The sequence below is a fragment of the Bradyrhizobium sp. U531 genome, from assembly GCF_051710265.1.
Taxonomy (GTDB): domain Bacteria; phylum Pseudomonadota; class Alphaproteobacteria; order Rhizobiales; family Xanthobacteraceae; genus Bradyrhizobium.
The window spans coordinates 879,383-897,051 of the sequence record NZ_JASVEN010000002.1 but is presented as its reverse complement, the minus strand read 5'-3'; the positions used below and the strand labels follow the sequence as shown (position 1 = coordinate 897,051).

General features: G+C 65.0%; 17 protein-coding genes. 9 read left to right on the top strand and 8 right to left on the bottom strand.

Annotated elements, in window-relative coordinates; genetic code table 11:
* Nucleotides 1-125 precede the first annotated feature (125 nt).
* Nucleotides 126-1,310, bottom strand: a complete 1,185-nt coding sequence (locus QRQ56_RS16065) for a substrate-binding domain-containing protein (protein ID WP_438741407.1) — start codon at nucleotides 1,308-1,310, stop codon at nucleotides 126-128.
* 179 nt (nucleotides 1,311-1,489) lie between these two features.
* On the opposite strand from QRQ56_RS16065, the gene QRQ56_RS16060 reads away from it, so the two are divergent.
* On the top strand, nucleotides 1,490-1,933 hold the full coding sequence (locus QRQ56_RS16060) for a MarR family winged helix-turn-helix transcriptional regulator (protein WP_438741406.1): 444 nt from the start codon (nucleotides 1,490-1,492) through the stop codon (nucleotides 1,931-1,933).
* A gap of 235 nt (nucleotides 1,934-2,168) precedes the next feature.
* On the opposite strand, the gene secA is transcribed toward QRQ56_RS16060, so the two are convergent.
* Nucleotides 2,169-5,009, bottom strand: coding sequence for a preprotein translocase subunit SecA (gene secA / locus QRQ56_RS16055; protein ID WP_438741405.1), 2,841 nt, complete (start codon nucleotides 5,007-5,009; stop codon nucleotides 2,169-2,171).
* A 353-nt stretch (nucleotides 5,010-5,362) separates the two neighbouring features.
* Between secA and QRQ56_RS16050 the strand changes: the two genes are divergently transcribed.
* Nucleotides 5,363-6,289 carry a peptidylprolyl isomerase gene (locus tag QRQ56_RS16050; RefSeq protein WP_438741404.1) on the top strand — a complete coding sequence of 309 codons (927 nt, stop codon included), beginning with the start codon at nucleotides 5,363-5,365 and terminating at the stop codon, nucleotides 6,287-6,289.
* Nucleotides 6,290-6,390: 101 nt separating this feature from the next.
* Nucleotides 6,391-7,632 (top strand): bifunctional glutamate N-acetyltransferase/amino-acid acetyltransferase ArgJ, encoded by a 1,242-nt coding sequence (gene argJ, locus QRQ56_RS16045; RefSeq protein WP_438741403.1) that lies wholly within the window; start codon nucleotides 6,391-6,393, stop codon nucleotides 7,630-7,632.
* Between the two features lie 123 nt (nucleotides 7,633-7,755).
* Here argJ and QRQ56_RS16040 read toward each other — a convergent pair whose 3' ends face one another.
* Nucleotides 7,756-9,087 (bottom strand): TadE/TadG family type IV pilus assembly protein, encoded by a 1,332-nt coding sequence (locus QRQ56_RS16040; RefSeq protein ID WP_438741402.1) that lies wholly within the window; start codon nucleotides 9,085-9,087, stop codon nucleotides 7,756-7,758.
* 142 nt (nucleotides 9,088-9,229) lie between these two features.
* On the opposite strand from QRQ56_RS16040, the gene mutT reads away from it, so the two are divergent.
* Nucleotides 9,230-9,640 (top strand): 8-oxo-dGTP diphosphatase MutT, encoded by a 411-nt coding sequence (gene mutT / locus QRQ56_RS16035; RefSeq protein WP_438741401.1) that lies wholly within the window; start codon nucleotides 9,230-9,232, stop codon nucleotides 9,638-9,640.
* 135 nt (nucleotides 9,641-9,775) lie between these two features.
* Here mutT and QRQ56_RS16030 read toward each other — a convergent pair whose 3' ends face one another.
* The gene (locus QRQ56_RS16030) at nucleotides 9,776-10,624 is read right to left on the bottom strand and encodes a methyltransferase domain-containing protein (RefSeq protein ID WP_438741400.1); all 849 of its coding nucleotides are present in this window, start codon (nucleotides 10,622-10,624) and stop codon (nucleotides 9,776-9,778) included.
* A 237-nt stretch (nucleotides 10,625-10,861) separates the two neighbouring features.
* Between QRQ56_RS16030 and QRQ56_RS16025 the strand changes: the two genes are divergently transcribed.
* From QRQ56_RS16025 to QRQ56_RS16010, 4 genes are read left to right on the top strand one after another with little or no spacing between them, the layout of a single operon-like run.
* Entirely contained in the window at nucleotides 10,862-11,659 is a 798-nt protein-coding gene (locus QRQ56_RS16025; protein WP_438741399.1) for a ComF family protein, read from the top strand.
* 47 nt (nucleotides 11,660-11,706) lie between these two features.
* Entirely contained in the window at nucleotides 11,707-11,982 is a 276-nt protein-coding gene (gene grxC, locus QRQ56_RS16020) for a glutaredoxin 3 (RefSeq protein WP_438741495.1), read from the top strand.
* Nucleotides 11,979-12,857, top strand: a complete 879-nt coding sequence (locus tag QRQ56_RS16015) for a carbon-nitrogen hydrolase family protein (protein ID WP_438741398.1) — start codon at nucleotides 11,979-11,981, stop codon at nucleotides 12,855-12,857. Before grxC ends, QRQ56_RS16015 begins: the two co-directional genes overlap by 4 nt.
* Nucleotides 12,854-13,345, top strand: a complete 492-nt coding sequence (locus tag QRQ56_RS16010; RefSeq protein WP_438741397.1) for a DUF1178 family protein — start codon at nucleotides 12,854-12,856, stop codon at nucleotides 13,343-13,345. The genes QRQ56_RS16015 and QRQ56_RS16010 overlap by 4 nt, the downstream gene beginning before the upstream one ends.
* Here QRQ56_RS16010 and QRQ56_RS16005 read toward each other — a convergent pair.
* The 4 genes from QRQ56_RS16005 to QRQ56_RS15990 form a co-directional block, all read right to left on the bottom strand.
* Nucleotides 13,342-14,241 carry an EamA family transporter gene (locus QRQ56_RS16005; protein WP_438741395.1) on the bottom strand — a complete coding sequence of 300 codons (900 nt, stop codon included), beginning with the start codon at nucleotides 14,239-14,241 and terminating at the stop codon, nucleotides 13,342-13,344. The two genes, QRQ56_RS16010 and QRQ56_RS16005, sit on opposite strands and share 4 nt — an antisense overlap.
* A 267-nt stretch (nucleotides 14,242-14,508) precedes the next feature.
* The gene (locus QRQ56_RS16000) at nucleotides 14,509-14,790 is read right to left on the bottom strand and encodes a GIY-YIG nuclease family protein (protein WP_438741493.1); all 282 of its coding nucleotides are present in this window, start codon (nucleotides 14,788-14,790) and stop codon (nucleotides 14,509-14,511) included.
* Nucleotides 14,791-14,902: 112 nt separating this feature from the next.
* Complete coding sequence (ubiG, locus tag QRQ56_RS15995) at nucleotides 14,903-15,676, bottom strand: bifunctional 2-polyprenyl-6-hydroxyphenol methylase/3-demethylubiquinol 3-O-methyltransferase UbiG (protein ID WP_438741394.1); 774 nt, start codon at nucleotides 15,674-15,676, stop codon at nucleotides 14,903-14,905.
* A 14-nt stretch (nucleotides 15,677-15,690) separates the two neighbouring features.
* The gene (locus QRQ56_RS15990; protein WP_438741392.1) at nucleotides 15,691-16,158 is read right to left on the bottom strand and encodes a PH domain-containing protein; all 468 of its coding nucleotides are present in this window, start codon (nucleotides 16,156-16,158) and stop codon (nucleotides 15,691-15,693) included.
* Nucleotides 16,159-16,307: 149 nt separating this feature from the next.
* Here QRQ56_RS15990 and QRQ56_RS15985 point away from each other — a divergent pair, with 149 nt between their 5' ends.
* Nucleotides 16,308-17,564 (top strand): aspartate kinase, encoded by a 1,257-nt coding sequence (locus QRQ56_RS15985; RefSeq protein WP_438741390.1) that lies wholly within the window; start codon nucleotides 16,308-16,310, stop codon nucleotides 17,562-17,564.
* The last annotated feature ends 105 nt before the right edge of the window (nucleotides 17,565-17,669 follow it).

Here is a 17,669-nt window from a genome sequence, read left to right as displayed (position 1 = left end):
TTGGGCGTGGCCGCCCCGGCGCGACGCACGCACCCGCATGCTTCGCCGAAACATTCAAAACGGAAATATTTTCCTTTTCAAGTATTATTTTGCAATGAGGCCAGCAACCAGTCGCCGCAGCGAGGTCAGAGCGGCTTGATCAGCCGGAAGTCGAGACCGTCGGCCTCGGCGAGATGCATCGGCATACGCGCGCGTCCGTCGCGGACGGTGACCGGACCGCGGGCGCCGCTGTAGACGATGTTGCGGCCGGCCACGAGCATCGGGCCCATCGACAACGAGCCGGCCTTGTTCGCGACGGCCTCGAGGAAGCGCATGCCCTCGTAGCTCGACTGTCCGACCGACCCGATCGGCGGCGCATTCGGCCCGAACATCGCGCGATAACGGCTCTGGAAGTCGTCATTGGCGCGCGTGCCGGTGCCGGTGAAATAGCCCGAGGCGCAGAACATGTTCTCGCTGTTGTCGGCGCCGATGCCGAGCAGCACGGTGTCGTCCATCGCGCCCGCGAGCCGCAGCGTCGTGGCGCCGAGCCCCCATTCGCCGAAGGCGCGGTTGAAGGTGATGCTGTCGGTGCCGATCAGGGAGATCAGCACGACGTCGGGCTTGGCAGCGCGGATGCGCGCCAGATGCGGCTCGTGATTGTCCTCGCCGAGCGGCACGAACTCTTCGCCGACGACATGGCCGCCGGTTTCCCTGATGTAGTTCTTCACCGCGCGATGGGATTGCCAGGGCCAGACGTAATCGCTGCCGATCAGGTACCAGCGCTGGGCCTTCTTGACATCGGCGAGCCAGTGGATGGCGGGCCGGCTCTGCCAGCGCGGCGTCTCGCCGATCGCCATCACGCCGGGCGTGCGCTCGCCGCCCTCGTAGACCGGCGTGTAGATGTAGGGGATACGGTGGCGCGTGATGACGTCGCGCAAGGCCACGCGGACTGCGCTGGTGTGCAGGCCGACGATGAGATCGACCTCGTCGGACGCGATCGCCTGCTCGGCGCGGTCGAGGACTTCATCCAGCGGCCCGCCGGCGTCGTAGATGGACAGCTCAATCTCGCGGCCGAGCAGGCCACCGCGCTTGTTGATCTCGGCGGCGGCGAGCTGGGCGCTGTTGATCGCGCAGGGACCCCAGACGCCGGGCGAGCCGGTGCAGCAGATGAAGCCGCCGACGCGGAGCTTGTTGGCGCCGCGCCGCTTGAACAGGGCATGGTCGCCCGGCGACAACATGCCGTCAGCCGCCGATGACGACAGATTCCTGAACAGCATGGACGGCGGCAACGCCGGACCGCCGTGAGCCGGGAAGTTTACCGTCGCGCGCACGCCAACTCCTGTCTGGCAGCAGACTTGAAAGCACATTCTGCGGGCGACCGCGGCATCCGCCCTTTTGTTAGGCAAACATCCTATTTTGAAAATATTGAATATTCAACAATTGAAGTGCATATAGATGCAGCATTGATTGCAAGACATTCACTCATTTGGGTCAAGACGAAGTCTTAGCCGTGGCAAAACCGACCAAAGCAAACATCCCGATCACCGAACATCTCGCTTATCTGCTGGCCCAAGCCAACCGGGAGATCAACCGGCAGCTGGAACTGCGGCTGAGCAAGGAAGGTGTTCCCGTCGAGCAATGGCGCATCCTCAAGGTGCTGTCGGATGGCAACGGCCATTCGATGGGCGAGCTCGCCGACGCCGTACTGCTCAACCATCCGACGCTGACCAAGATGATCGACCGCATGGTCTCGGACACGCTGGTCTATCGCGTGCAGGATCCGAACGATCGCCGCAAGGTGCTGATGTTCATCTCCGACCGCGGCAAGGTGCTGTGCAAGAAGCTCAACTCGCTCGCGGTCGACCAGGAGGAGCACATCCTGGAGAGCTACGGCGACAAGCCGACGAGCGAGCTCAAGCGGCTGCTGGAGAGTTTGATCGACAGCTCGAATTGAGCGGGCACATATCGCGAGAGTTGCGACGCAGTCAGCCCAGCAAAGACTGCCGTCCCGGCGAACGCCGGGACCCATAACCACAGGGCCTGGTTGTTTCAAAGATTAGTAGTTAGGCTTCCTCGCGGTACGACGACTGCGTGCCGTCGATAGATTCCGCGGTATGGGTCCCGGCGTTCGCCGGGACGACAGCGGAGAGTGAGGCGCGGACATCGCGCCCCACCAACGCATTCAAGCCTTACGCGTACCGCCCGTGGCAGTGCTTGTACTTCTTGCCTGAGCCGCAGGGGCAGTCCTCGTTGCGGCCGACCTTGCCCCAGCTCGCGGGGTTCTTGGGGTCGCGCAGCGCGGAGTCGGTGGCCTGGGCGCCGAGCGAGACGTTGGCGATCGCCATTTCGTCCTCGCCGGTGTTCGGGTCGAACTTGTGCGCTTCCATCGGCGGCAGGACGGGTGCTTCCTGCTCCGGCGGGACGATCTCGACGCGCATCAGCTGCGCCGTGACGGCCTCGCGCAGATGCGCGCTCATCTCCTGGAAGAGATTGAAGGCTTCGGTCTTGTACTCCTGCAAGGGATCGCGCTGGCCATAGCCGCGCAGGCCGATGACCTGGCGCAGGTGGTCGAGCATGATCAGATGCTCGCGCCAGAGATGGTCGAGCGTCTGCAGGAGGATGGTCTTCTCGACGTAACGCATGACGTCGGGACCCCATTGCCCGACCTTGGCCGCCATGTGCTCGTCCGCCTTGGTCTCGATGCGGTTGAGCAGCTCCTCGTCAGCGATGCCCTCTTCCTTGGCCCATTCGTCGACCGGCAGGTCGAGATCGAGCACGCGCTTCAGCTCTTCCTTCAGGCCTGCGACGTCCCACTGCTCGGCATAGGCGTGCTCGGGCACGTGCTTGGCGACGAGGTCGTCGATGAAGGCGTGGCGCATGTCGGAGACGGTCTCGGCGACGCTCTCGTCCTTCATCAGCTCGACGCGCTGGTCGAAGATCACCTTGCGCTGGTCGTTCTGGACGTTGTCGAACTTGAGGAGGTTCTTGCGGATGTCGAAGTTGCGCGCCTCAACCTTCTGCTGCGCCTTCTCCAGCGCCTTGTTGATCCAGGGATGGATGATCGCCTCGCCCTCCTGCAGGCCGAGACGCTGCAGCATGCTGTCGAGACGATCCGAGCCGAAGATGCGCATCAGATCGTCTTCCAGCGACAGGAAGAACTTCGAGCGGCCGGGGTCGCCCTGACGGCCGGAGCGGCCGCGCAGCTGGTTGTCGATGCGGCGGGATTCGTGACGCTCGGAGCCGATGATGTAGAGGCCGCCGGGCTTCTTCACGGTCTTGGCCGGCTTGGAGCCCTTCGCCGGCTCGAGCTCGACGGTCTCCTCCGCCTTCAGCACAATGTCGCGGAAATGCGCGATGTCGGCCTTGATCTGCTCGATCTTCTTCGCCTTCTCGGCTTCGTCCTCGATCCCGGCAGTCTCCTGCTGGATGCGCATTTCCAGCGAGCCGCCGAGCTTGATGTCGGTGCCGCGGCCGGCCATGTTGGTCGCGATCGTGATCGCGCCGGGCACGCCGGCTTCCGCGACGATATAGGCTTCCTGCTCGTGGAAGCGGGCGTTCAGCACTGCGAACAGCTTTGCCGGCTTGCCGGCGCGGGCCGCGGCGTACAGCTTCTGCATCGAATTTTCGTTGCCGAAATCGATCTGCCGGTAGCCGTGCTTCTTGAGATATTCGGCGATCACTTCCGACTTCTCGATCGAGGCGGTGCCGACCAGCACCGGCTGGAGGCGCCCGTTGGCGCGCTCGATCTCGGCCAGGATCGCGGCGTATTTCTCGTTCTGGGTGCGATAGACCTCGTCGTCCTCGTCGAGACGGGCGATGGACAGGTTCGTCGGAATCTCGACGACCTCGAGCTTGTAGATGTCGAACAGTTCGTCGGCTTCCGTCAGCGCCGTACCGGTCATGCCGGCGAGCTTTTCGTACATGCGGAAGTAATTCTGGAAGGTGATCGAGGCCAGCGTCTGGTTCTCGGGCTGGACCTGGACATGCTCCTTGGCTTCCAGCGCCTGGTGCAGGCCTTCCGAATAGCGCCGGCCGGCCATCATGCGTCCGGTGAACTCGTCGATGATCACGACCTCGTCGTCGCGGACGATGTAGTCCTTGTCGCGGGTGAACAGCGTGTGAGCGCGCAGCGCCTGGTTGATGTGGTGCACGACGGAGACGTTCTCGACGTCGTAGAGCGATTCGCCCTTGAGCTGGCCGGCATCGCGCAGCAGCGTCTCGATCTTCTCCATGCCGGCTTCGGTGAGCGTCACCGTGCGCTGCTTCTCGTCGACGTCGTAGTCGGTCTTGTCGAGCTTGGGCAGGAAGCCGTCGATGGTGTTATAGAAATCGGAGCGGTCGTCGAGCGGACCGGAGATGATCAGCGGCGTGCGCGCCTCGTCGATCAGGATCGAGTCGACTTCGTCGACGATGGCGTAGAAGTGCGGCCGCTGGACCATGTCCTCGAGCCGGTACTTCATGTTGTCGCGCAGATAGTCGAAGCCGTATTCGTTGTTGGTGCCGTAGGTGATGTCGCAGGCATAGGCGGCCTTGCGCTCGGCATCGTCGAGGCCGTGCACGATCACGCCGGTGGTCAGACCGAGGAAGCCGTAGATCTGGCCCATCCAGCCGGAGTCGCGGCGGGCGAGGTAGTCGTTGACGGTGACGACGTGGACGCCCTTGCCGGCGAGCGCGTTGAGATAGACCGCAAGGGTCGCGACCAGCGTCTTGCCTTCGCCGGTCTTCATCTCGGCGATGTCGCCCTCGTGCAGCACCATGCCGCCGATCAGCTGGACGTCGAAATGGCGCTGGCCGAGCGTGCGCTTGGCGGCCTCGCGCACCGTGGCGAAGGCGGGGACGAGGAGATCGTCGAGCGTCTTGCCCTCGGCAAGCTGCTGCTTGAATTCGGCGGTGCGACCTTTGAGCGCCTCGTCGGAGAGCTTGGAAACCTCGGGCTCCAGCGCGTTGATCGCGTTGACGCGGGATTGATATCCCTTCACCCGCCGGTCGTTGGCGGAGCCGAAAAACTTGCGGGCGAGCGCGCCGATCATGCCTAGTTCCTGTGTTCGCGATTTAACCGCGTTGGGCCCAAGAAGTTGTCACCCGCCTACCCATCAACTCACCGTGACGCCTCCCGGCGTCATAACCCGGACTGCGGGGGTCATCCGCCATATGGGTGGGAATTGGGCTAGTCTGGGTTCAACGGCCAAAAACGCAGCAAAATAAACGCCATCGCCATGGTCGCGACCGGCCAGAGATATGGCCGGGTCAGGGCCTTGTCAACGGCGGGCGCATTGCGGCTAATTCATCATTTTGACAGACTTTTCGCGTTGCCAAGGCCCCCTGAATTGGGCGAGTGTCCGCCCGCTTCGGGCAGCCCCCTGCTTCAACAAAAGGATTTTCCATGACCACCTCGTTCCCGGTAACCACCGGCCAGCGTTTCCGCCATGCGTCCGCCCTGGCTGGCTGCCTCGCTTTGGGGCTGTCCCTGGCGTTCGCTGGCCCGCTCCGGGCCGCTGACGATCCGGTCCTGGCGAAGGTCAATGGCGCCGAAATCAAGAAGAGCGACGTTGCCATGGCCGAGGAGGAGCTTGGACCGAGCCTCGCCCAGATGGACCCGGCGACCAAGGACGAGAACGTCCTGTCGTTCCTGATCGACATGAAAATCGTCAGCAAGGCTGCCGAGGACAAGAAGGTCGCCGACAGCGAGGAGTTCAAGAAGCGCCTGGCGTTCGCCCGCAACCGGCTCCTGATGGACAGCCTGCTCGCCAACGAGGGCAAGGCCGCCACCAACCCGGACTCGATGAAGAAGGTCTATGAGGAGGCGTCCAAGCAGATCACCGGCGAGCAGGAGGTGCGCGCCCGCCACATCCTGGTCGAGACCGAGGACGAGGCCAAGGCGGTCAAGGCGGAGCTCGACAAGGGGGCCGATTTCGCCGAGCTCGCCAAGAAGAAGTCCAAGGATCCCGGCTCCGCCGACGGCGGCGACCTCGGCTTCTTCACCAAGGAGCAGATGGTTCCGGAATTCTCGGCCATCGCCTTCACGCTCGAGCCGGGCAAGATTTCCGACCCCGTGAAGTCGCAGTTCGGCTGGCACATCATCAAGGTCGAGGAAAAGCGCAACCGCAAGGCGCCGGACTTCGAGCAGGTCAAGACCCAGATCGAGAGCTACGTCACCCGCAAGGCCCAGGCCGAGTACGTCGCCAAGCTGCGCGCCGAGGCCAAGGTCGAGCGGCTGGACCAGCCGGCGGCCGATGCCAAGCCCGATGCAAAGCCGGCGGACGCGGCAAAGCCCTCGGACAGCAAGATGGCGCCGCCCGCCAAGAAGTAAGAATTTGCTGTCACTTCGCGGACGCCAATAGTATCTAACGTCGCAATGGCCGGGCACATGCCCGGCCATCTGCATATCCAGACCTGATCAAGGCACCAGCGATGTCCTCATCCGTCTCCCCGCTCGCCCCGAAGAACGTTCCTGATATGCCCGTGATCGCGGGCGTCCGCCTTGCGACGGCCGAGGCCGGCATCCGCTACAAGAACCGCACCGACGTGCTGCTGGCGGTGATGGACAAGGGCACGGCGGTCGCCGGCGTCTTCACCAAGTCGAAATGCCCGTCCGCGCCGGTGGAATGGTGCCGCGCCAAGCTGAAGGGCGGCAAGGCACGTGCCCTCGTCGTCAACTCCGGCAACGCCAATGCCTTCACCGGCAAGACCGGCCGCGCCTCCACCGCGCTGACCGCGAAGATCGCGGCCAAGGCGGTCGGTTGCAGCGAGGGCGAAATCTTCCTGGCCTCGACCGGCGTGATCGGCGAGCCGCTGGACGCGACCAAGTTCGACGGCGTGCTGGGCCGCCTCGCCGAGACCGCGGAAGCCGGCGATTACCTCGCCGCGGCCAAGGCGATCATGACCACCGACACCTTCCCGAAGGTCGCGACCGCGACCGTGAAGCTCGGCAAGGCCAAGGTCACCATCAACGGCATGGCCAAGGGCGCCGGCATGATCGCGCCCGACATGGCGACGATGCTGTCCTTCATCTTCACCGACGCGCCGATCGCGCCCGCCGCGCTGCAGGCGCTGCTCAAGGCCGGCGTCGAGGACACCTTCAATGCGGTGACGATCGACGGCGACACCTCGACCTCGGACACGCTGCTGGCCTTCGCCACCGGCGCGGCCGCCGAGCATGGCGCGCCGAAGATCAGCCGCGCCAGCGACCCCAGGCTGAAGGCCTTCGTCAAGGCGTTCAACCAGGTTCTGGCCAATCTTTCGGAACAGGTCGCCCGCGACGGCGAAGGCGCGCGCAAGCTCGTGGAGATCACGGTCGAGGGCGCCAAGACCAAGGCCTCGGCGCGCAAGATCGCAATGTCGATCGCCAATTCGCCGCTGGTGAAGACCGCGATCGCCGGCGAAGACGCCAATTGGGGCCGCGTGGTGATGGCCGTCGGCAAGGCTGGCGAGCCCGCCGACCGCGACAAGCTCTCGATCTCCTTCAACGGCATTCGCGTCGCCAAGAGCGGCGCGCGCGATCCGTCCTATGATGAGACGCAGGTGTCGGAGGCGATGAAGGCCCCGGAGATCGCGATCAAGGTCTCGCTCGGCCTCGGCAAGGGCCGCGACCGCGTGCTGACATGCGACCTCACCAAGGAATATGTCGCGATCAACGGCGATTACAGGTCGTAGGCCGACCGTTCTCTCCCCGTCATCCTGAGGTGCTCGCGAAGCGAGCCTCGAAGGATGAGCGGCCCGCCCGCCGCACCGAAAGAGCCGGGCCGTTGCGCGGAGGTGACGGTGACGGATTTGAAGTCACCCCGAAATCCTGGCGTCCGCGACCGCTTTTCGGAACAGCGCGTTCATCGCGTCCGAGATGCCCTGCGTCGGGCTGACCTCGAAATACAGTCCCGGCGAGGCGCAGCTTTCCATGTTCTGCGCGATCTCGCTGTTCGGCGACGGACCGAAAGGCCCTTTGTTGAAGGGGTCGATATAGGACATGTACCAGGAGTTGGTCGGCAGTTGCAGATAGGTGGTGTAGAGCACCGCGATCTTGATGCCGCGGTTCTTGATGGTGGTGCAGAGCGAGACGTCGATCGGCGACTGGCAGCGCCCGCCGCTCACCAGCGTCTTTGAGCAACCGGTGTTGTACTCGTCGGCGACGCCGTCCGAGACGAAGAACAGATATTTCATGGGCGCAGACGAGGTTCCGGCGCCCGGTGCGGCGATCGCGGAATTGATGGCCGGAAAGACCGTGCTGAACTGGGTGTCCTTGTCGGCCGTGTAGGAATCGTTGTTGCCGTAGACGCCCATCAGGTCGATGCCGCCCGCCGCGGTCTTGGCACTCGACAGGCTCGCCGACAGCGAGAACAGCGCGCGCAGGCCGATGGTTTTCGACGATGCGCCGAAATCGTAGATCGCCATGCGGAACTGGTTGGAATAGGTCTCGCTGGCCGTGGCGGTGTCCATCAGCGACTGGGTCGCGCTGCGCAGCACGTCGATCCGCGTCGTCACGCCCAGCGTCTTGGCGAGATTGTAGTAGTTGTTCGAGTCGTTGTAGTCGTGACACGCGAAGGCGCATTTGTCGGACGTGTTGTTGACCATCGTGCTGACGTCCGCGGGCGTCGCCGCCACGCCCATCGACGGCGAATTGTCCAGCAGCAGGTAGAAGTCGACATAGAGCGGCATGCTCGCCGTCGCCGTGGACGTGCCGGTCATCGTAAGCGCGGTCTTGCCGATCACGCCGAGGAACATGGTCTTGATGCTGCCGCTGAACGCAACCGTCGAGGTGACCGTCGAGCCGCTCTTGACCACGGTCGGCGTGACGCTGTTGAGCGTGTAGCCGGTCAGGTTGGCGACGTTGGCATTGAAGATGTTCTTGGCGTCGGTGACGCCGACCGCAATCGAGCCGTCCGAGGTCATCGTGCCCGCGGCCGCAAACCCCGGCGAGGCCTTGGCGACGGCGCCGACGCTGGCCGAATCGGCCGCGGCCTGGAGCTTGGCCCGAATCTGCGTCGCGCGGGAGTAGTCGACGGCGCAGCCGACCGTTGTGATCAGGGGGACGCAGGCGAGCGCGAAAATCACCGCGATATTGCCGCGCCGGTCGCGGCCGAACCGGCGGATGGTGGAGGAAAGCGCAGCGCGCATGGACCAGGCCCGGAATGATCTAAATATGTTTCCAGTCTAGGAACCGTTGATTAAATATGACTTATGGGGAACCGTAATAATCCGGTCCGTCACCGATTAACGAACCGTTACCGGTGATCTTCAACGAGCGACACATTCACGCATGGCCGATCTCAAACTGATACTGGTGGTGGCCTGCGCGCTGATCGATGCCGACAAGCGCGTCCTGATCGCGCAGCGCCCGGAAGGCAAGACGCTGGCCGGCCTCTGGGAATTTCCCGGCGGCAAGTGCGAGCCCGGCGAGCGGCCGGAGCAGAGCCTGATCCGCGAGCTGCACGAAGAGCTCGGCATCACCGTCGCCGAGCCGTGCCTGGCGCCGCTGACCTTCGCCAGCCACGGCTACGAGACCTTTCACCTCCTGATGCCGCTCTACATCTGCCGGCGCTGGGAGGGGCAGGTCACCTCGCGCGAGGGCCAGACCCTCGCTTGGGTCCGCGCCAACAAGCTGCGCGACTATCCGATGCCGCCCGCGGACATTCCGCTGATCCCGCATTTGATCGATCTGCTGATGTGACGCGCACTGTGCCCCGGACGCAGCGCAGCACTTCTTCAGTGATGCGCTGCAGAGCCGGGGCCCATTGCTGGCGGCAGACTGGGTCCCGGCTCTGCGCAGCAGCGTAAGAACGCTGCAGCGCGTCCGGGACACGCGTCATTCTTTCCCCGCCTTCTTCACCGCTTCCGCCAGGCTCGCTTTTGCCGACCCCGGCTTCAGCGGCTGCTGCTGGCTCGCATGCGGGGCCCAGCCGGAGAGCCAGATGATGTCGAACGTCGCACGGATGCGGCCATCGGCATCTGCAAAGCGCTCGGCATAGATTTCGGCCATGCGCAGCAGCGTCGCGCGCCGGCTCGGTGTGCGGCGGCGCTCGATCAGCACGTTGGCGGCGCCCATGCGGCGGAGATCCTGCATCAGGGCGAACGCATTGCCATAGCGCACCACGACACGGTCGACGTCGGTGACCGGCAGCGCGAAGCCGGCCCGCTGCAACAGCGCGCCGATGTCGCGCAGATCCGCGAACGGCGCGACGCGCGGCGACACGCCGCCCTCGCATTCGGCCTCCGCCGCGGCAAAGGCCTGCCGCAACTCGGTCAGACTGTCGCCGCCGATCATCGCGGCGAGCAGCAGTCCGTCCGGCCTCAGGGCGCGACGGATTTGCGCGAGCACGCCCGGCAGGTCGTTGACGAATTGCAGCGCCAGCGCGGAGATGACGAGGTCGAGGCTTTCCGGTGCGAGCGGCAGTGTCTCCGCCCCCGCTCCATCGAGCGCGATGTGGGCGATGGAGGGGAGCCGTGCGCGCAACGCTGCGAGACCTTCGCCAGGCGTCCAGAGATCGACCGGCGCCTGAAACTCACGCATCACCGCGGCCAACCGCTCGGACATGTCCTCGGCGACGCGATCAAGCAGGAAAGTCACGCCCCCCTGCGCCCGTGCGCGCCGCTGCCGCGCGTGCAGCAAGGCGCGGTCGAACAAGGCGGGCGGGGTTTGAGGGGGCTGAGCCATGGCGCTGGTTACGCTGATCGAGGCAGTGATTGCAATCTCGTCTCTCGTGTCCCGGACGCGCTGCAGCGCTCTTTAGCGCTGCTGCGCAGAGCCGGGACCCAGAAGGCGGCACGGCACAATGCGGCCACATAGGCCCCGGCTCTGCAGCGCACCGTCGAAGAGACGCTGCGCTGCGTCCGGGGCACGAGACCTGTATAGCCGCTTGAGCGTCATCGGGCAGACCGCTAGCCTCCCCTCATGAACGCCGACGCCGCCCGCACCCGCTCCATCGCCGCGCCGCTGCGTGCCGCGTGGACGGCTGGCCGCCACGTGCTGTCGCGGGCGGCCCGGCTCGCGCTCGACATCGCGTTGCCGACGCTGTGCGTGTCCTGCCGCGAGCCGGTTGATGGCGAGGGCGTGTGCGCGGCGTGCTGGGCCCGGCTGTCGTTCATCGAGCGGCCCTATTGCCCGCGGCTCGGCATTCCCTTCGTCTATGACCCCGGCCCCGACATGCTGTCGATGGAGGCGATCGCAAGCCCGCCGGCTTACATGCGCGCCCGGGCGGCGGTGCGTTACGACGATGTCGCGCGCACGCTGGTGCACGCGCTGAAGTATCAGGACCGCACCGATCTGGCGCCCGCGATGGGCCGCTGGATGGCGCGCGCGGGTGGTGAGCTGCTGGACGGGGCCGACATGCTGGTGCCGGTTCCGCTGCATTGGCGGCGCGCCTGGCGCCGCCGTTACAACCAGTCCGGGGCGCTGGCGGGGATCATCGCGCGGCAGAGCGGGGTGAAGGTGAGCGCCGAGGTGCTGCGCCGGGTGCGCGCCACCGAGCAGCAGATCGGCCTGTCGCGGGCCCAGCGCGCCACCAATGTGCAGGGCGCATTCCAGGTATCCTCCGACCGTCAGGCCGAGGTTCAGGGCCGCCGGATCGTCCTGATCGACGATGTCCTGACCTCGGGTGCCACGCTGGATGCCTGCGCCCGGGCCCTGCTCCGCGCCAAGGCCGCCCAGGTCGACGTCCTAGTCTTCGCCCGGGTTGTGGAGGTCAGGTAAAGTCCCATATAATTCAATGAATTCATGACATGAGAGCGCCAGACGAGATGACCGCCGCTGTCGAGATCTACACCAGGCCGGGCTGCGGCTATTGTTCCGCCGCCAAGTCGCTGCTGACCCGCAAGAAGGTGACCTTCACGGAATTCGACGTCGCCAGGAATTCGTCGTGGCGCCAGGAGATGTATGATCGCGCCGGCGAGGGCTCGACCTTCCCGCAGATCTGGATCGGTGCAACCCATGTTGGCGGCTGCGACGACCTCTACGCGCTCGATCGCGAAGGCAAGCTCGACGGCATGCTCGAAGGCGTAAAGGCCAGCTCATGAGCGAGAACCGCATTTTCACGGCCGCGATGGTGCAGATGCGCACCGGCTTGATGCCGGGGCCGAGCCTCGAGCAGGCGACCAGGCTGATCCGGCAGGCGGCAGCCAATGGCGCCGACTATGTGCAGACGCCCGAAGTCAGCAACATGATGCAGCTGAACCGCAAGGCGCTGTTCGAGCATCTGCAGAGCGAGGAGGACGACACCTCGCTGAAGGCCTACCGCGCGCTCGCGGCGGAGCTGAAGATCCACCTCCATGTCGGCTCGCTGGCGCTGCGCTTCTCGCCGGAGAAGGCGGTCAACCGCTCCTTCCTGATCGGGCCCGAGGGCAATGTGCTCGCGAGCTACGACAAGATCCACATGTTCGACATCGAGCTGCCGGACGGCGAGAGCTATCGCGAATCCGCCAATTACCAGCCGGGCGAGACCGCCGTGATCTCCGACCTGCCCTGGGGCCGGGTGGGCCTGACGATCTGCTACGACGTCCGCTTCCCCGCGCTGTACCGTGCCCTTGCCGAAAGCGGCGCCTACTTCATCACGGTGCCCTCGGCCTTCACCCGCAAGACCGGCGAGGCCCATTGGCATGTGCTGCTGCGTGCGCGCGCGATCGAGACCGGCTGCTTCGTGTTCGCGGCGGCCCAGGCCGGCACCCACGAGAACAAGCGCGAGACCTACGGCCATTCGCTGATCATCGATCCCTGGGGCGAGATCCTCGCCGAGGGCGACGTCGAGCCCGGCATCATCATGGCCAAGATCGATCCGGCCAAGGTCGAGACCGCGCGCCGCGCGATTCCATCTCTGCAGCACGGCCGCCGCTTCGGCGTGTCCGACCCCAAGGCGGGGCCGGATCATCTGCACCTCGTACGGGGATCGGCATGATCCGCTACGCGCTTCGCTGCGACCGGGACCATGATTTCGAGAGCTGGTTCCAGAGCTCGTCGGCATACGATTCCCAGGTCAAGCGCAAGCTCGTGACGTGCCCGATCTGCGGCTCCGCCAAGGTCGACAAGGCGATCATGGCCCCGCGCATCGTCGGCAAGAAGGGCCGCGGGCGCGCGACGCCGCCGCCCGAGCCGGCGACAACGACCGCGACTGCCGCGCCCGAAGCGGCTGCGCCCGGCTCGACCTCGCTCATGATGGCGCAGGAGCGTGAGCTCCGCAGCAAGCTGAAGGAATTGCGCGATCACATCGTCAAGAACGCCGACAATGTCGGCGAGCGCTTCGCCAACGAAGCCCGCGCGATGCATTACGGCGACAAGGAGCACCGCCCGATCTACGGCGAGGCCTCGCCGGAAGAGGCCAAGTCGCTGATCGACGAGGGCATCGAGGTCTCGCCGCTGCCGACGCTGCCGGAAGACCGCAACTAGGCTCCCACCAGCACCGCCACGCCGACCACGATCAGCGCGATGCCTGCAAGCTCGCGCGGGGAGATCGGCTGCTTGAACGAGTAATAGGCCACGGCCTGCGCGAACAGCACCTCGATCAGCGCGAGCGTGCGGACATTGGCGGCGGCCGTCAGCGCGAACGCCAGGAACCAGAACTGCGAGGCGAAGGCGCCCGTGAAGCCCGCCAGCATCGACGGCCGCCACAGGCCGAGGATCCCCCGCAGCACGTCCGGCGCGCGCAGCAGCAGATAGACCGTCAGGATCAGCGTCTGCACGAACAGGCCGAGCACCAGCGTGAACGAGGCCGCGGTGACGAAGGAGACGCCGGGAACGTTGATGATCGCCCCGCGAAACCCGACCGCGGAAAGCGCGAAGGCCGCGGCCGCGACGAGACCGGTGATGGTCGGCTTCAACTCGGCAAAGCTCTTCTCGCCGCCCGGCCGCAGCGCGGTGATGACGACGCCGATCGTCGCGATCACGATTGCCAGCACCTTCAGCCAGTTGAGGTGATCGCCGAGGAAGACGAAGCCGAAGATCGCGGTCTGGATCGCTTCGGTCTTCAGGTAAGCCGTCGTCACTACGAATGAGCGATCGTTCATCGCCAGCAGCATCAGGCCGGTGGCAACGATCTGGCTGAGCGCGCCCAGCAGCAGCCACGGCCAGAACACGGCCGGCGGCATACCGAGATGATCGCCGGTACCTATCAGCACCACGCCGAGGAACAGCAGCGAGAACGGAAAGCCGAACAGGAAGCGGATATTGGTCGCCCCCCACGTCCCCAGCGGCTTCGTGAGCGATCGCTGCATCGCATTGCGCACGACCTGCCCGAGCGCGGCAACGACGGTGAAGGGAATCCAGAGGCTGGCGACGGTGAGCATGGGGGAGGTGGGGGCGCTTAGCGAAAAATGAGGCGGTCAACCTGCAAGTTGAGGCGGGCGCGGTCAACCACGTGGGCGTCATGGGAGCGATGCTCCCGCAACAATCTCCTCTGTCGTCCCTGCGAACGCAGGGACCCATTACCCCAGGGAGGAGTTTTGCGAAGATTGCCAACCTCCGCATCTCACACCGAATCCCACCGAGAGATCACGCGGTATGGGTCCCTGCGTTCGCAGGGACGACACCGAGGGTTTGGCGCGGCCTACACATCACACCAGCAAATCGCTCAGATCTCGCCAGTCCGGATTATCCCGCTCGATCAGCTCGATCTTCCAGTCGCGCTTCCAGCGCTTGAGTTGCTTTTCGCGGGCGATCGCCTCTTCGACACGCTCGTACGCCTCGGTGTAGACCAGCCGATACACCCCGTAGCGCTTGACGAATTCCGAGCCTTTGCCGGCTCGATGCTCCTCCAAGCGCTTCTGGAGCGAGTTCGTGATGCCGATGTAGAGCGTTCCGTGATGGCGGCTGGCGAGGATGTAGACGTGGTACAGGCTCGGGGCGCCTGCCTTGGCTAACTCGATAGGCCTGGGGCTATGGGTCTCTGCTTTCGCAGGGACGACACCGTCCAAGGGGCACGAGTTCGCGTCTTACTCACGAAAGCCCTCACACCATCGTTTCCGCCACCACCATGTAGTTCACGTCCATGTCCGACGAGAGCGCCCATTTGTCGGCGAAGGGGGAGTAGACCACGCCGGTCTGCTCGGTGATGACGAGGCGGTTGTCGAGCAGATATTTGGTCAGCTCGTCCGGCGTGACGAACTTGTTCCATTCGTGGGTGCCGCGCGGCAGCCAGCGCAGGACGTATTCGGCGCCGACGATGGCGAGCGCAAAACTCTTCCAGTTGCGGTTCAGCGTCGAGACCACCATGAGGCCGTTCGGCTTCAGCATCGCGGCGCAGCGCTTCAGGAAGACGCCGACATCGACGACGTGCTCGACCACTTCCATCGCCAGCACGATGTCGAAGCGCTCGCGCGGGTCGATCTCCTCCACCGTAGTGCAGCGGTAGTCGATCGCCAGATGGCCCTTGTCGGCGTGCAGCTTCGCGGCGGCGATGTTGCTCTGGGACGGATCGACCCCGATGACCTGCGCCCCGAGGCGCGACAGCGGCTCGCAGAGCAAGCCGGCGCCGCAGCCGATGTCGAGCACGCGCAAGCCGCCGAGGCAGTTGAGGCTGCGCACGTTGCGCTCGAATTTGCGGCAGGCGGCATCGCGGATATAGCCGAGCCGCAGCGGATTGATCCGGTGCAGCGGCGCCATCTTGCCGTTGGGGTCCCACCACTCCGCCGAGAGTCTTGAGAATTTCGCGATCTCGGCAGCATCGACGGTCGATCCCTGCTGCGGGTTGGTGGTTTCGGAAGTATTTTGCTGCATGCTCATGGTTACGCGCGGTCCTACCGCGTGGTGATCGAACTACGGAAAGCGAGCGGCGAGGCGATGGTCTTGATCGTCTCGATCCCCTCGCCGACGCCGCGAATCGTCACGTCGCCGTAGTTGAGAATACGTCCAAGGATGGTCTGATCGACGTCGACGCTCTCGACCTTGTCCAGCGCCATCTCGAAGGTGCGGCGCTTGATGAAGCCGGTCTTGTGCACGACCCTGAGATTGGTGACGTCGGTCTCGGTGGTGAAGCGGTGGAACCAGCCCTTCACGGTCCAATACAGGGCGGCGAGGGCGACCACCGCCGCGGCGGCGAGGCACAGCAGCATAAGCCCTTCGACCGTGGTCTGCCGCGACAGCACGAACAGGCCCAGGGCCACGATCCAGGCCAGGATCGCCGGAAAATAGAAGATCCAGTGCGCATTGGTCGAATACAGCACCTTCTCGCCGGGCTGGAGAATCTCGTCGATGTAACGCGCCATGACCTCGGTTAACCCATTGCCCGCACCCGGCCCCGCAGGAACCCGCTTGCCCCCGGCCCCGCCGCTAGGTATACGCGCGGTCGGTGTCCGCGAGGCCTGTCCGGTGCGGGTCACCATACTGATCCCTTTGAAGGAATGCACGCGTCGTCATGAGCCGCCTCGTGATGAAATTCGGCGGCACATCCGTCGCCAACATCGAACGTATCCGCAACGTCGCACGCCATGTGAAGCGTGAGGTCGATGCCGGCCATGAAGTGGCCGTGGTCGTCTCGGCGATGTCCGGCAAGACCAACGAGCTGGTGGCCTGGTGCACCGAGGCCTCGCCGATGCACGACGCGCGCGAATATGACGCCGTCGTCGCCTCCGGCGAGCAGGTCACGTCCGGCCTGCTTGCCATCACGCTCCAGGGCATGGGCATCCAGGCCCGCTCCTGGCAGGGCTGGCAGATCCCGATCAAGACCAGCGACGCCCATGCCTCGGCCCGGATCGAGGACATCGACGGCAGCGAGATCATCAAGCGCTTCCAGGAGCGCAAGGAAGTCGCGGTCATCGCCGGCTTCCAGGGCATCGAGCCCAAGACCAACCGCATCACCACGCTCGGCCGCGGCGGCTCGGACACCTCGGCCGTGGCGGTTGCGGCCGCCGTGAAGGCCGACCGCTGCGACATCTATACCGACGTCGACGGCGTCTACACCACCGACCCGCGAATCGTGCCCAAGGCCAAGAGGCTCGACAAGATCGCATTCGAAGACATGCTGGAACTGGCTTCCCAGGGCGCCAAGGTGCTCCAGGTCCGTTCAGTGGAACTCGGCATGGTCCACAACATGCCGATCTTCGTCCGCTCGAGTTTCGACAAGCCCGAGGACATCGACCCGCATGCCAACCAGCCGCCCGGCACGCTGATCTGCGGCGAGGAGGAGATCATGGAAAACCACGTCGTCACCGGCATCGCCTTTTCGAAGGACGAGGCCCAGATCTCGGTGCGCCAGATCGAGGACAAGCCGGGCGTTGCCGCCTCGATCTTCGGGCCGCTGGCCGATGCCAACATCAACGTCGACATGATCGTCCAGAACGTGTCCGAGGACGGCAAGACCACCGACCTCACCTTCACGGTGCCGGCGGCCGATTATACCCGCGCCAAGGACACGATTACCGCCGCCAAGGGCACGATCGGTTATGCCAGGCTCGATACCGCCACCGACGTCGCCAAGATCTCGGTGATCGGCAGCGGCATGCGCAGCCATGCCGGCGTCGCCGCCCAGGCGTTCTCGGCCCTCGCGGGACGGAATATCAACATCCGGGCCATTACAACCTCCGAGATCAAATTCTCGGTTTTGATCGACACGGCTTACACCGAGCTTGCGGTGCGCACCCTGCACACGCTCTACGGCCTCGATCAGGCCTGAAGCGCGACCGTCGCGCGCTTCAAGGCTCTCGTTCGAGCATGGTCTTTCCGGACACCCGCTTCGCACTCCGGTCCATGTCTAGGCTAATTTTCTCTTAGCGGTCGC